Origin of the sequence: Vibrio rumoiensis (assembly GCF_002218045.2) — a bacterium.
Lineage (GTDB): Bacteria > Pseudomonadota > Gammaproteobacteria > Enterobacterales > Vibrionaceae > Vibrio > Vibrio rumoiensis.
This window is the reverse complement of record NZ_AP018686.1, coordinates 488,393-504,286: the sequence shown is the minus strand read 5'-3', so window position 1 is coordinate 504,286 and position 15,894 is coordinate 488,393. Positions and strand designations below refer to the sequence as shown.

Genomic DNA, 15,894 nt, shown 5'->3' with positions numbered 1-15,894 from the left:
CAGCTAATACGATGAATGTATGAAACCGTTTCTTGCTCCTACCCATAAAAATAGCCTCACCAATTGTTTCTCGGTGAGGCTATCTGTATTACTGCAAACTTAAAATGACATTAGCCATCGGTTGGTTTCATTGAGTTTGGATCAAACAAGTCATTAATGATATGACCTGCTGAGCTTGTGTCATGCAGCCCTGATAAATCCATTCCCATTCCAGATACATCCGGTTGGTCAAGATGCTGGGTAGACGCTAAATCATCCGCTGATGCTTCTTCCGGCTTACCAATATCTGCTGCCGATGAAGGTGCTGCCTCACCTAGTAATTTATCCATATCAAGATTGCCATTCTGATCGTCTTGATCAAGCAAATCTGACACATCAAAGTCAGAATCACTGTGCAGCATCATCACATCATCTGTCATTTCCATGCCTGACATATCGCTATCTAGGCCGCCATCTAGACCATTGGCAGCAAGATGATCCCAATCAAAACTGTCATCATCATCGCCAAAGAATCCATCATCTTGATTTGCATCATCCGCGTATATTGAGCTATCACTCGCGTCGTCATTTGAATACAAGCTATCTTGCTCGCTATCAAAATCATCACTTGAATCATCAGCATTCAGCGCATCATCATCCGCCAACGCTGTCTCATCATCTTGTGAAGACTGCTCAAAGTAATTTGAACTATCCTCGTTACTTGCTAACTCATCCGTATCATTTTCATGATCAAATGGGTTATCAGCTAGCGACAAGTCTTGGTTAGCTAAATCATCTTGAGTGGTTGCGTCATGCACGTCTTGTTGAAGTTCAGATACTTTATCCGCGACAGTTTCACCAATATTATCTTGAGAAAGCGCTGATACTTCATCAACGATCGCGTGTAAATCATCCGATAGTAGATCAGCATTCTCGGCTAATTGCTCTGCCATTTCAGGGTTTGCGGCTAATAAATCCGCCACATTTTGACCTTCTACAGCATGTTCCGCATCACCCACTGCCGCGGCTTGTACATTCTCAGCGTTGTTAGACGAAGCCGATGAATTATTTTGACCTGCATCATCACGCTGTGAATCTAACCCTGTGGTATTAAAGCTTGCGGTAGAAACATTATGCTCGGCCACCACACGGTTATCCGCAGATTTAGTCACTACTGTAAATTCAGTCGTGGTTGATTCAGCTTGTTGGTGTACATAAGCCTCTGCAACTTGATCTGGTGTTAATGTGACAGAGCCATCTTCAGCAACCGTCCCTAAAGGTTGGTTATCTGCATCCACAATTTGAGCACCATCTAGGTGGTTTAATTGCAGCGAATCGCCTTCTTCTGCAGCAACAGCAGCGCCTAATAGTAACGCTGTTAAAGGTATCGCTGATGTTGCATTCACTTGTGATGTTGCTGATGCCAGATGACTACGTAAGTTCTGAGCTGGCTCTGTTGGTGTATAAGTTGCGTTATAGCTAGAAGCTTGCTCACTAGGTTCATCTGATTCTGTGCTTACAACATCAGTAATGGTGATCGTGCTTTCTGTTGTTTCTTGATTCTTACCATCAGCATCACCGTTATCTGTCGTCGTCATAGTGATAGTGTCATCGCCACTGTAACCATCATCTGGTGTATAGATAATACCGCCATCAAGTACGGCATTGATATCATCTAATGAACCTTCGATAGTGTAAGTACCATCACCACTTTCAGTAATAGTTAGACCTGATGTGTCCGTACCTTCTGGTAAAGATAAACTGCCATTTCCAGCATGTAACTCAACAGTAAAGTCACCCTTACCTTCCGAGGCGTCCACATCACTAATTTGTAAACCTGTGATCGTAGTGACACCATCAGCAGACGCTGGAACGGAGTCAGGTACTGTATTCACCGCTGCATCATTTTCTGCCTTCACATCAATATCAACTGTGACGTTTTCGACAGGGCCAGAGGTATCACCGTTATCATTACCTTGGATAGCAAGATCAAGGGTTCCGTCCCAATCTTCGCCAGCCACAGTCATGTTGTCAGAGTTACCATCTTCTGGTGGGTAAAAGATGATGCTATCCAGATCCGAACCATCTGAAACGATCGTTACCGTACCATCTGGATTTTGAATAATTTCACCATCTGAGCCTTCTGGGAATCCAAAAGTCGCACCATCAGGCACATTAGAAATGGTCACTTGAACTTGCTCTGGTGCATCTTCCTGAACATTACTTGCAGGATCCGTTACGCTATTTTCATCATCAACGGCATGTGCATTAATATTGATCGTTATGCCATTCGCCACATCTTCATCACCAGAAACAGAAGCATCCACATCGGTATTCACTGCATCTGCTTTTGCATCAACATGGATATTAACAGGTACGTCTTTCTCAACAGGATCACCATTATCATCTGTTGTGTAGACTTTAAGTGTCAGGTCAATATCACCACTAAAATCATTTGGTGGCAGAATACTCAAACCTGATAAATCAAAACTTTGGCCATCATCACTAATTACATCAGGGATAGACCAAACGCCACCCCCCATATTATTAGCGCCTTCAATGACGAAGCCATCTGGCACGCCGGTAATACTGACAGAAACAATCTCTTCCGAGCCATCCATATCAGTCACATTACCGTTAAAATCACCAAATGAAATCGATGTCCCTTCGTCACCTGTAACTTGAACAGGATTATCATCGGTAGCGACTTCACCATTGATTTCAATATCATCATTTACGGCATTAACATCAAAGCTTACATTCTGCTCAAACGAACCACTATTACTGACTTCCTCACCATCAACCATTGCCGTATCAGTCACATCCGTTGTCACGGTAACATCAACAGTGCCGCTGAAATCTGGAGCAGGTTGGAAATAAATTGGGTCATTCGGGTCAACATGAATTTCACCATTGGCATCAGGTTGAATCACATCACCGTTTGCGTCGACAAATTCACCTTGTGATGGATCAACTAATTTAATTGTCACATCGGTAATTTCTTCATCGCCGCCATTATCTTTACCACCGTTATTTTGGTCGCCAATAACCGTACTTAAATCTAACTCAATTAGGCTATCTTCATCGCCACCGCCAGTGATGGTGACGTCTGGAGCATCTGCAACAGGGTCAACATTAACCGTGATATTCATTGAGCCTTCATTAGACTGGCCACTCTCGTTATCAGTTTCCACAACTTTAACGGGAATATCGATATCACCAGCATAATCTGGTGGTAAGTATAGAATCACATCTGGTGGTAACGTTATTGAACCATCAGCATTCGGGGTGACACTAATGACATACTCACCCGTTTGCTCGTTGTACTCCATACCACCAATCGTGGCACCTGGAGGCAAATCATCGGCATTAATAATGATCGAAGTGGTATCGTTATCCAGATCAGAGACGCCATCACCATCAGTATCATCAGTGCTAATCACCAAACCATCAGAAATTAACTCACCTATATTGACGCCACCTTCTTGATCTTCTGAAGCATCGACTTGTTGATCTTGAGTCGCATCATCATCAATATCGCCGGCAGCTGGTGGAGTATAAGTACCGCCACCGCCATCATGTTCATCAGTAAAGTGAAGAGTAATATCGGTTTCTTTGATTATTGTCTCACTTTCCGAGTTAGCATCATCACCCTGGTCTTGTACGGTAACACTGACGTGTATAGTCACATCCCCATCAAACCCACGAGGCGCTTTAATCACGATATCATCGAGTTGATCTTCAGTAATCGTAAACGAACCATTGCCGTTATTTACCGCACCTTCAACCTGGAAACCATCGGGCAAATCATCTGGGAAGGTAATGATCACTTTATTGATTACTTCATCACTTGAAGTGTCATCATTGACCCAATCTAAGCTGTTACCACCTGAGCTACCATTAACTACATCGTTAACTGACAAGTGAATTTCATTTGACCACTCATCATTAGGGTCTTGGTCTTCATATACATCCTGAATTCCGTCACCATCGGTATCTGTAATCGCATTACCGTCAGCATCATCGATAACCAACTTACCACCATCATTCACACCATCACCGTCTTCTTCGACGACCGAGGTAACATCCACATCTAAATTGCCATGGATTGTGGTTTCATCATAGTTATCATCTGGATTTTCAGTATCTGAATCTCGAATCGTGACATCCGTGGTTAAATGCAAATCACTATCTGCATCTTCTGGCATGCTAAGATACAAGCCGCTTTCTTGGGCTTCTGCTAATTGTTCTGGTGTTAAGGTAATTGAACCGTTTTCATCAGGGTGAGTACTTCATCACCAATAACGATTGCATAACCATCAGGATAATTCTCAAACCCATTAATGGTTAATCCAACCACTTTTCGCTGCCGTCATTATCGACAAACTGCGCAGTAGGATCCCAATTCAGTTTAACTAACTCATCTTCATTACCCGTTGATGTGGTGTTGTATTCCTCTAGGTCACCATTCTCATCTCTACCGACGCCATCAACGACAGGATTAACATTAATATGGATATCATATTCAAATTCTTTCGAAGCACCGTCATCTTCCGTCACCACAATACGTACTGGAATATCAATATCATCCGCGCTATTGCTATCGGTATGAATTTGAATACCGTTCAATGAATCAACATCAAATTGGTATAAATCTGGATTGGTTGAAACGAGTGTCGGTTCTAATGGATTACCATCAGCATCGCTAAAATACACCCCTTCTGGGATGTCTTGTAATGTTGTGAAAGTGATTTTTTCAGATGAATCTGTATCTTCCGATACTGCGCCATGCCCATCGGTGTTTGTGTACTCACCAGAAATAAAGCCGAAATCTATCGTAGCTGTACCATCTTCATCCACTGTGGTTGAGATCGTTTTACCATCATCAGAAACCTCCCAATCACCATTGGCAATAATGGATGGGTCATCAACAACACCGTGCATATCGACATTGATTTCAGTGCTATCTTGGCCAGCCCAAGTATCTTCATCATTCAGATCCGTATCACTCAGATCGGCGTTATCAACCGACATTCCATCAACGGTAAAAGTAAAATCGTCATTACTTTGTGGCGGTGGCATGATGACAGTATCATCAATATCATCGAAAGAAATCACATAGAAACCGTCTGCATTTGGCTCTAGTTCTACAGGGTTCCCTTCATCATCTACGCCCCATACTGTCGCGCCTTCTGGTAAACCTGAAATACGCACAAAGTAACTTTCTGAACCATCGTCATCGACCGAAGTATGCGCCTTGGTAATCACATCCGATAACTGAATAGCAGTATCTTCATCGACTTTGATGTTGTTATTCGTACTCAAGCTGACTTCATCAGCATCTGGAGTCACATCGATGACAATCGTTTGGTGATCAGATTCGGCTGTTTCTTTGCCATCAACCGTATCGCCACTTTCGGTACTGGTTCCCAAGCATCGATTTGCATTTCACCTGACCAGTCATCCGCAGGGTCAACTTCCACTTTATCGATATCATCAGCTGAAATGGTATATACACCATTTTCATCCGGCTCTATTTTTACTCCATCAACATAAATGTCCCCTTCACCTTCTTTTATTTCAAGGTGGTATTCTAGGGTTTCTGAACCATCATTATCATTCAGATCAACATCTATATTCAGTTTTACATTGTCACTGTCTTCACCGGTCTCATAATAGAGATCAGTGTTATCCATATCCCATGTTGGTGTATCGGCAACACCTTCAACCGTGATGTTGAAGTTGCCATTGATTGTCTGACCGGATTGTTCTGAATCGTTATCAATAACTTCCGCTTGTACACCAAATTCTAAGTTACCATCAACGGTTGAGAAATCTGAATCGGGTACAAACGTTACACCAGACAGTTCATAGCTATAAGTTCCATCACCATTATCGACTAAACTAAATGCATCTGCTGGTATGATGAAATTGCCATCAGCGTCAGTTTCAAGTGGCTCACCATCGTACATAAACTCACCATGAGCGCCTCCTTCTGGAGGTGTTATGACAACGGTACTCTGTTCTGGGTTATCAGGGTTGATGATGGTCTCTCCTTCATCCCTATCACCCACGTTCAATTGCATTTCAATCGGAATGCCATTTGGAGTCTCATCTGGCACGCCATCCAGATTATCAAGACCCGTTGTATCTGTGCGCCCATCTTCCTCATGGCCACTATAGCTACCACCATTAATTTCCCAGCTTGGGCCTTCATCAGTAACATTAACCGTCACTTCAGCGGTATCAGTGTCGCCATCACCATCCGTGATCACAAATTCAAAGTCACCACTGTAATCTTTGCCATCATGATCTAAATTATCGACAGGCTCGAACTTAATATCACCATTTTCTGACACATATAAGGTACCAATACTTTCACCACCATCCGTTACAGGAACGGCATAATAAGCTTCGGCAGCGTCACCCGTATCAGAAATGTTTCCATCTGAGTCGATATAAACGGTGTCATAATCACCATCTTTTAGCTCAATAACATTGCCATTACTGTCTTTAATACCGGTAACAGTGGCACCATCAGCCCCTTCATTAGCAATAATATTGCCTAAATCTTGTAGGCCTGAACCTTCTTCAATCGCTTCACCAGACACATCTTGCGCAGTTGGTACATCATCATTAACAGTAACATTGACATCAATTGTATTACTGCTATCACCATCATCATCGACGCCATGGATAGGTATAACGATATTGGTCGATTGTCCACCATTGCCATTATCAAGTGGTTGATCAATCGCGCCTGTCACTTCAAAGGTATAGCTACCATTAGTGTTATCAAAACTGATTTTGAAGACATCATCGTCCGTTGGGTTACCATTATCATCGACTAGCACACCTGAATATGTGCCATCACCGTTATCAACTAAAATAACGTCGGTGCCACCCGAAGTTATGTTGCTATTGCCTTCACTATCTGAGTTTTTCTCATTAAAAGCATTAACATCAATTTCATAGTGATTCACTTCATCACTACCTGAATCAATAGTAATCGTGCCGGTTGCTGACTCACCACTTTGTCCTGGTGTTGAACCCGCGTGATTATCACCACCTTTATCAATATCAGATTCGTTAACACTGATGTTGTCAGCACTATCGATTTCAAGGTCTTTACCATCCGTTATGGTGCCGTTGAAATCAATGGACTCATCCATGTAATCGCCGTCAGTATCTTGTATTTGGATTGGGATGTTGATGGTGATGTTGTCACCATCATTATGGACATACCCGTCAGTATCACCAGCACCATCTACATGATCGATTGGTTGGTATTGCGTCATATCAACACTAATATCAACACCACCATTTTCAGTAGGTGTTGCAATCAGATGGAAATCTAAAACAGGGTTACCATTAGCATCCACACCGGTTAATGTGTTGTTTTCAGGATCAAATGAGAACTCAACTGAACCGCCACCTTCTGTGGTAATTTCAGTGTTGAGCTCTGTAATCAAGTCATCCATTACAGTAGGATCACTTGTACCGTGTTTGGATCTAAGTCATCTGATCCAGCATCAACGTGAGTTGAACCACTTTGTGCTGTTTTCGGATAACCTTCTGAATCACCTGGATCGGAATCTGGGTGAGGTCACCTTCGATCATTCCAGCATCAATGTCACCTCCACCTTGTGCGTTATCGCCATCGGTATCATGAATGGTGATCGTTCCTTTACCTACATCTCCGTCAGCATCTTCGACTTCAACATTGATAGGAATATCTGAAGTATCATTATCTTCATTAATTTGATCGATCGGCTGGAATTGCTCTACTTCATAATGACCATTTTGATCGATAGTCACTTCCATAACCGGAATATTATCTGCATCAACAATGGTTAATGTATGACCATCATCACTGATTACAACAGAGGTATCTTGACCGTTACTAGTCAGATCATCTAATTGTGATTGGTCGGCACCAAATCGTACATCGACAACATCATCACTGCCGGTATCAACATTAATGTCTCCCGATGCTGAATCTGTTCCATCAGTACCTTCTTCTAGTGTTGCACCTGTGTCCTTACCAAACGACGGATCTTGGCCATCTTCAATGTTAACCGTGATATCAACATTATTTGGTGTGCCGTCTGCATCATCAATCACTAAGGGCACATCAATACTGATGCTATCACCGTTGTTGGTCACATAGCCTTCACTATCACCATCTCCATCTTCGTGATCAATTGGACCATTTTGAACAACATCGGTAGTAATGGTGGCATTACCGTCTGCATCAACGGTTGAAGTCATCCTCATCGTTAAGACATCCGAGCCCCGAAGTACCCGTTATCGTAATTGTACCATCTGAATTTGTAGTGATTTCAAAGTCAATCGGTTGACCATTACTGGTTAAGCCATCAAGTTCGGCTTCCAAAGCTGTAGAGACTTCTGGATCAATATGTAAGGTCTCAGGGCGTGATCATCACTAGAGGAATCAATGACGACTGAGCTACTACCTGATACTGGATAAGCGTTTCCTTCAGTCCAGCTCTCCTGATCACCTTCGGTAATATTGACCTCATCAGTAACATCGACTCCCTCTGGATCGACAATCACAATGTTAAAGCTGCCCGAAGCGCTATCACCATCATCATCCACTGCAGTGACGCTAAGATTAAGGTCAACATCCCCTGCATCTTGATCGATAGGTTCATATTGCGTAACGGTGTAATTACCATCTATATCAACGGTAATACTTAGAATGGGTTCATCATTTTCACCGGTGACGGTAATGGTATTACCATCCACTTCATAGTCGGTTTCTTTGCCGCCATCGTAAGTAATATTACCTAAGCCTGAATCATCACCTTGAGGGTCATCAAAGGTCATCGATGCTATTTCATCTGAGCCCATATCAAAGCTTGGGATTTTACCTGTTGATTCACCTGGCGTTTGAGTTACTTCTCCGGTCTCAGGGTCAACATTGTCAAAATCTGTTTCGGTAATAACAACGGCTTCACTGTCATCACTAAAGGACGGGTCTTGGCCATCTTCTAGGTTAACGGTGATGTCGATATTAGAAGTATCACCATCGGTGTCGGAGATTTCCAATGGAAGATCAATCGAAATCACATCACCATCATTGGTGATATAACCAGAGGTATCGCCATCTTTATTGATATCATCCAATGGTAAAGCTTGGTCGACAGTGGTGTTGATGTAGAACTCGCCATCCCCACCTTGTACCACTTCAAAACTTATCGTGATGGCCTCTACACCATCAACCGTCCCCACGATGCTAAAGCTGCCATCCGGATTTTCAACAGAAACAAAATCAACGGGCTGGCCGCCTGAGGTAATTTCGGATAATTCACCCGGATTTTGATCGGTACCATCACCAAACAACGTGGCTTTTGCCTCATCAGTAAGCTGTAAAGTACGGGTCAAGATCATCACTTGGCGTTGGAATTAACTTAGAAGACTCACCATGCACTGGGTATTCATTACCTGAAGCTGGGTTTTCAAGATCACCTTCTTCAATGGTAACTTCATCGCTTACATCTTCAGCATTCCCGCCGTCATTAATCACGATATTGATGGTACCATTCGCGGTATCACCATCGTCATCCGTACCAGAAACATTCAACGCAATGTTGGTGATGTCGCTGTCATCTTGATCAATCGGTTGGTATTGCGTCACCGTGTAATTACCATCCGCATCGATGGTCACGCTCATCACAGGGTTATTATCAACATCCAACAAGGTTAACGTGCTTGATCGTTTGCCAGTGCCGCAGTATCAATGTGAGTCGCTTCACCATTACTGGTGATGCCAGTGAGACGGTTGATTTGGGTCAAAGACAATTTGGTCAACGTAATCACTGCCCTGGTCAAATTCAATGCTGCCATTGGCCGTTTGTATATCGTCCGTTTCATTGATTTCAGCTATGTCGGTATTGTCACCAAAAGACGGATCTTGACCATCTTCTAGGTTAACGGTGATATAGATATTAGAAGTATCACCATCGGTGTCGGAGATTTCCATTGGAATATCAACCGAAATCACATCACCATTGTTGGCGATATAGCCATTGCTATCTCCTGTGCCATCATTATTATCGAGTGGCTGATATTGATTGACGTTGGTAGTTACGACCACATCTCCATTGGCACCCATCGTTGGTGTCATAGTAATATCAAGCACCTGATTGTCATTACTGTCGACACCAGTGATTGTGATGATACCAGTCGTTGGATCGGTGCTCACCTCAAAAGTCACTTTATCTCCACCATTTGTGGTCACTTCTGAGTTTAATTCCGCTTTTAAAGCTTCTTTGACCGTCTCATCAATAGTCAAACTAGTATTAACCAGATCATCACTTGGCGATTCTATGGTCATAGAGCTGCTACCACTGACAGGATAACTTGGATGGGCACTGCCTTCACTGTTATCTGGATTATCTAAATCCCCTTCGCCAATAGTAACTTCATCGCTCACATCAGCTGCGTTGTCGCCATCATTAATCACGATATTGATGGTACCGTTCGCGGTATCACCATCGTCATCCGTACCAGTAACATTCAACGCAATGTTGGTGATGTTGCTGTCATCTTGGTCGATAGGTTGGTATTGCGTCACCGTGTAATTACCATCCGCATCGATGGTCACGCTCATCACAGGGTTATTATCAACATCCAACAAGGTTAACGTGCTTGGATCGTTTGCCAGTGCCGCAGTATCAATGTGAGTCGCTTCACCATTACTGGTGATGCCAGTGAGAGACGGTTGATTTGGGTCAAAGACAATTTCATCAACCTGATCACTTCCTTCATCAAACTCAATACTGCCCTTCGCCGTTTGTATATCGTCCGTTTCATTGATTTCAGCTATGTCGGTATTGTCACCAAAAGACGGATCTTGACCATCTTTTAGGTTAACGGTGATATCGATATTAGAAGTATCACCATCGGTGTCGGAGATTTCCAATGGAAGATCAACCGAAATCACATCATCATCATTGGTGATATAACCAGAGGTATCGCCATCTTTATTGATATTATCCAGTGGTAAAGCGGTCGACAGTGGTGTTGATGTAGAACTCGCCATCCTCACCTTGTACCACTTCAAAACTTATCGTGATGGCCTCTACATCAACCGTCCCCACGATGCTAAAGCTGCCATCCGGATTTTCAACAGAAACAAAATCAACGGGCTGGCCGCCTGAGGTAATTTCGGATAATTCACCCGGATTTTGATCGGTACCATCACCAAACAACGTGGCTTTTGCCTCATCAGTAAGCTGTAAAGTACTTGGGTCAAGATCATCACTTGGCGTTGGAATTAACTTAGAAGACTCACCATGCACTGGGTATTCATTACCTGAAGCTGGGTTTTCAAGATCACCTTCTTCAATGGTAACTTGATCGCTTACATCTTCAGCATTCGCGCCGTCATTAATCACGATATTGATGGTACCTTTCGCGGTATCACCATCGTCATCCGTACCCGAGACATTTAGGGCGATTTTGGTGATCTCGCTGTCATCTTGATCGATAGGTTGGTATTGCGTCACGACATACTTGCCATTCTCATCAATAGCCACCGTTAAGACATCATTACCGTCTAGATCGCTGAGTGTAACGGTGTTGCCATCAACTAATACTGTCGTCTCTTCACCATTACTTGTGATATCGGCAAATGCATCTTCAGCTTGCTCTTGGTTAAAGACAATTTCATCAACCTGATCACTTCCTTCATCAAACTCAATACTGCCATTGGCCGTTTGGATATCGTCCGTTTCATTGATTTGAGCTATGTCGGTATTGTCACCAAAAGACGGATCTTGACCATCTTTTAGGTTAACGGTGATATCGATATTAGAAGTATCACCATCGGTGTCGGAGATTTCCAATGGAAGATCAATCGAAATCACATCATCATCATTGGTGATATAACCAGAGGTATCGCCATCTTTATTGATATTATCCAGTGGTAAAGCGGTCGACAGTGGTGTTGATGTAGAACTCGCCATCCTCACCTTGTACCACTTCAAAACTTATCGTGATGGCCTCTACACCATCAACCGTCCCCACGATGCTAAAGCTGCCATCCGGATTTTCAACAGAAACAAAATCAACGGGCTGGCCGCCTGAGGAATTTCGGATAATTCACCCGGATTTTGATCGGTACCATCACCAAACAACGTGGCTTTTGCCTCATCAGTAAGCTGTAAAGTACTTGGGTCAAGATCATCACTTGGCGTTGGAATTAACTTAGAAGACTCACCATGCACTGGGTATTCATTACCTGAAGCTGGGTTTCAAGATCACCTTCCTCAATGGTAACTTCATCGCTTACATCTTCAGCATTCGCGCCGTCATTAATCACGATATTGATGGTACCGTTCGCGGTATCACCATCGTCATCCGTACCCGAGACATTTAGGGCGATTTTGGTGATCTCGCTGTCATCTTGATCGATTGGTTGGTATTGCGTCACCGTGTAATTACCATCCACATCGATGGTCACGCTCATCACAGGGTTATTATCAACATCCAACAAGGTTAACGTGCTTGGATCGTTTGCCAGTGCCACGGTATCAATGTGAGTCGCATCACCATTACTGGTGATGCCATTGAACGGTTGACTTGGGTCAAAGACAATTTGGTCAACATAATCACTGCCCTGGTCAAATTCGATTGAGCCGGTGGCACTTTGCGTGTCATCACTTTCAGTTATAATCACGCCGTTATCGGTGCCAAAACTTGGATCTTCACCATCTTTAAAATTCACCGTGATGTCGACACTTGACGTGTCACCATCGGTGTCATCAATTTCTAGCGGCAGGTCAACCGAAAGAGTGTCACCATTATTCGTGATTAACCCCATCATATCGCCTGTGTCATCGCCCGTGCCATTGTTATCATCTAATGGTTGGTATTGATTGACGTCTGTAACAACCGTCACATCACCATTTTCAGACATGGTCGGGGTCATGGTGATGTCAAGAACTGGGTTGCCCTCGCCATCCACACCGGTGATGGTGATCACACCATTGTCATCGGTCGTCATGCTGAACTCAACTGGATCGCCACCGTTGATGGTGACTTCTGACATCTCATTTTGTAGGGCAGCTTTACCCGCTTCGCTTAAACGCAGTGAGCTTACGACCAAGTTATCACGGCGATGCGATCGTGATTGAGCCATGGCCTTCGACTGGGTAGGTTTGGACAGGTTTGCCATCCGCATCCACGGCACCAGTATCAACATCACCTTCGATGACCTCAATCGTATCGCTCACATCCGCAGCATTCGCGCCGTCATTAATCACGATATTGATGGTACCATTCGCGGTATCATCATCGTCATCCGTACCAGAAACATTCAACGCAATGTTGGTGATGTCGCTGTCATCTTGATCAATCGGTTGGTATTGCGTCACCGTGTAATTACCATCCGCATCGATGGTCACGCTCATCACAGGGTTATTATCAACATCCAACAAGGTTAACCTGCTTGGATCCTTTGCCAGTGCCGCAGTATCAATGTGAGTCGCTTCACCATTACTGGTGATGCCAGTGAGAGACGGTTGACTTGGGTCAAAGACAATTTGGTCAACGTAATCACTGCCCTGGTCAAATTCGATTGAGCCGGTGGCACTTTGCATGTCATCACTTTCAGTTATAGTCGCGCCGCTATCGGTGCCAAAACTTGGATCTTCACCATCTTTAAAGTTCACCGTGATGTCGACGCTTGACGTGTCACCATCGGTGTCATCAATTTCTAGCGGCAGGTCAACCGAAAGAGTGTCACCATTATTCATGATTAACCCCATCATATCGCCTGTGTCATCGCCCGTGCCATTGTTATCATCTAATGGTTGGTATTGATTGACGTCTGTAACAACCGTCACATCACCATTTTCAGACATGGTTGGCGTCATGGTGATATCAAGAACTGGGTTGCCCTCGCCATCCACACCGGTGATGGTGATCACACCATTGTCATCGGTCGTCATGCTGAACTCAACTGGATCGCCACCGTTGATGGTGACTTCTGACATCTCATTTTGTAGAGCGGCTTTACCCGCTTCGCTTAAACGCAGTGAGCTTGCGACCAAGTTATCACTTGGCGATGCGATCGTGATTGAGCCATGGCCTTCTACAGGGTAGGTTTGGACAGGGTTGCCATCCGCATTCACGGCACCAGTATCAACATCACCTTCGATGACCTCAATCGTATCGCTCACATCCGCAGCATTCGCGCCGTCATTAATCACGATATTGATGGTACCATTCGCGGTATCATCATCGTCATCCGTACCAGAAACATTCAACGCAATATTGGTGATGTCACTGTCATCTTGATCGATAGGTTGGTATTGCGTAACCGTGTAGTTGCCTTGCGCGTCAATGGTTACATCCATCACGGGATTGCCATCGGCATCCACTAGACTTAATGTGTTGTCATCAACACTGTAGCTGGTCGCATCACCATTACTGGTGATGCCAGTGAACGGTTGATTTGGGTCAAAGACAATTTGGTCAACGTAATCACTGCCCTGGTCAAATTCAATGCTGCCATTGGCCGTTTGTTCACCGTCATTTTCAGTGATCTCAGCAATCTCGGTATTGTCACCAAAACTTGGATCTTCACCATCAACAAAATTCACCGTGATATCAACATTTGAAGTATCACCATCGGTGTCATCAATTTCTAGCGGTAGGTCAACCGAAATAGTGTCACCATTATTGGTGATAAGACCGGTTGTATCTCCAGTACCCTCTTTTTCATCAAGCGGTTGATATTGATTGACATTGGTGACAACCGTCACATCACCATTTTCAGACATGGTTGGCGTCATGGTGATATCAAGAACTGGGTTGCCCTCGCCATCCACACCGGTGATGGTGATCACACCATTGTCATCGGTCGTCATGCTGAACTCAACTGGATCGCCACCGTTGATGGTGACTTCTGACATCTCATTTTGTAGAGCGGCTTTACCCGCTTCGCTTAAACGCAGTGAGCTTGCGACCAAGTTATCACTTGGCGATGCGATCGTGATTGAGCCATGGCCTTCGACTGGGTAGGTTTGGACAGGGTTTCCATCCGCATCCACGGCACCAGTATCAACATCACCTTCGATGACCTCAATCGTATCGCTCACATCCGCAGCATTCGCGCCGTCATTAATCACGATATTGATGGTACCATTCGCGGTATCATCATCGTCATCCGTACCAGAAACATTCAACGCAATGTTGGTGATGTCGCTGTCATCTTGATCAATCGATTGGTATTGCGTCACCGTGTAATTACCATCCGCATCGATGGTCACACTCATCACGGGGTTATTATCAACATCCAACAAGGTTAACGTGCTTGGATCGTTTGCCAGTGCCGCAGTATCAATGTGAGTCGCTTCACCATTACTGGTGATGCCAGTGAGACGGTTGGCTTGGGTCAAAGACAATTTGGTCAACATAATCACTGCCCTGGTCAAATTCAATGCTGCCATTGGCCGTTTGTTCACCGTCATTTTCAGTGATCTCAGCAATCTCGGTATTGTCACCAAAACTTGGATCTTCACCATCAACAAAATTCACCGTGATATCAACATTTGAAGTATCACCATCGGTGTCATCAATTTCTAGCGGTAGGTCAACCGAAATAGTGTCACCATTATTGGTGATAAGACCGGTTGTATCTCCAGTACCCTCTTTTTCATCAAGCGGTTGATATTGATTGACATTGGTGACAACCGTCACATCACCATTTTCAGACATGGTTGGCGTCATGGTGATATCGAAAACTGGATTTCCATCACCATCGACTGCAGAAATGGTTACCACACCGTTTTCATCGGTGGTCATGGTAAATTCAATTGGCTGACCATTATGGATCGTAATTTTACCCATTCCAGAAACTAGCTGGGCTTTGCCTTCTTCACT

General features: G+C 44.0%; 12 protein-coding genes. All 12 read right to left on the bottom strand.

The window, feature by feature from the left end; genetic code table 11:
* Positions 1–110: 110 nt before the first annotated feature.
* On the bottom strand, positions 111–4,187 hold the full coding sequence (locus VRUMOI_RS14685) for a hypothetical protein (protein WP_110410726.1): 4,077 nt from the start codon (positions 4,185–4,187) through the stop codon (positions 111–113).
* A 139-nt stretch (positions 4,188–4,326) separates the two neighbouring features.
* Positions 4,327–5,412 carry a hypothetical protein gene (locus VRUMOI_RS14680; protein WP_162598427.1) on the bottom strand — a complete coding sequence of 362 codons (1,086 nt, stop codon included), beginning with the start codon at positions 5,410–5,412 and terminating at the stop codon, positions 4,327–4,329.
* Positions 5,328–7,460 carry a hypothetical protein gene (locus VRUMOI_RS14675; RefSeq protein ID WP_110410724.1) on the bottom strand — a complete coding sequence of 711 codons (2,133 nt, stop codon included), beginning with the start codon at positions 7,458–7,460 and terminating at the stop codon, positions 5,328–5,330. Before VRUMOI_RS14675 ends, VRUMOI_RS14680 begins: the two co-directional genes overlap by 85 nt.
* A gap of 31 nt (positions 7,461–7,491) precedes the next feature.
* Positions 7,492–8,250: a hypothetical protein gene (locus VRUMOI_RS14670; RefSeq protein WP_110410723.1), complete on the bottom strand. Its 759-nt coding sequence runs from the start codon at positions 8,248–8,250 to the stop codon at positions 7,492–7,494.
* A gap of 99 nt (positions 8,251–8,349) precedes the next feature.
* Positions 8,350–9,387: a hypothetical protein gene (locus VRUMOI_RS14665; protein ID WP_162598426.1), complete on the bottom strand. Its 1,038-nt coding sequence runs from the start codon at positions 9,385–9,387 to the stop codon at positions 8,350–8,352.
* On the bottom strand, positions 9,362–9,703 hold the full coding sequence (locus VRUMOI_RS14660) for a hypothetical protein (RefSeq protein ID WP_162598425.1): 342 nt from the start codon (positions 9,701–9,703) through the stop codon (positions 9,362–9,364). Before VRUMOI_RS14660 ends, VRUMOI_RS14665 begins: the two co-directional genes overlap by 26 nt.
* Positions 9,704–9,760: 57 nt before the next feature.
* A complete protein-coding gene (locus VRUMOI_RS14655; protein ID WP_110410720.1) occupies positions 9,761–11,047 on the bottom strand; it encodes a hypothetical protein in 1,287 nt (428 codons plus the stop codon).
* On the bottom strand, positions 10,998–11,972 hold the full coding sequence (locus tag VRUMOI_RS14650; protein WP_110410719.1) for a hypothetical protein: 975 nt from the start codon (positions 11,970–11,972) through the stop codon (positions 10,998–11,000). Before VRUMOI_RS14650 ends, VRUMOI_RS14655 begins: the two co-directional genes overlap by 50 nt.
* A gap of 39 nt (positions 11,973–12,011) precedes the next feature.
* Positions 12,012–12,233 (bottom strand): hypothetical protein, encoded by a 222-nt coding sequence (locus VRUMOI_RS14645; protein ID WP_110410718.1) that lies wholly within the window; start codon positions 12,231–12,233, stop codon positions 12,012–12,014.
* On the bottom strand, positions 12,209–13,147 hold the full coding sequence (locus VRUMOI_RS14640) for a hypothetical protein (protein WP_110410717.1): 939 nt from the start codon (positions 13,145–13,147) through the stop codon (positions 12,209–12,211). Before VRUMOI_RS14640 ends, VRUMOI_RS14645 begins: the two co-directional genes overlap by 25 nt.
* Positions 13,119–15,428: a hypothetical protein gene (locus VRUMOI_RS14635; protein WP_110410716.1), complete on the bottom strand. Its 2,310-nt coding sequence runs from the start codon at positions 15,426–15,428 to the stop codon at positions 13,119–13,121. Before VRUMOI_RS14635 ends, VRUMOI_RS14640 begins: the two co-directional genes overlap by 29 nt.
* The gene (locus tag VRUMOI_RS14630) at positions 15,373–15,861 is read right to left on the bottom strand and encodes a hypothetical protein (RefSeq protein ID WP_110410690.1); all 489 of its coding nucleotides are present in this window, start codon (positions 15,859–15,861) and stop codon (positions 15,373–15,375) included. Before VRUMOI_RS14630 ends, VRUMOI_RS14635 begins: the two co-directional genes overlap by 56 nt.
* Positions 15,862–15,894 lie beyond the last annotated feature (33 nt).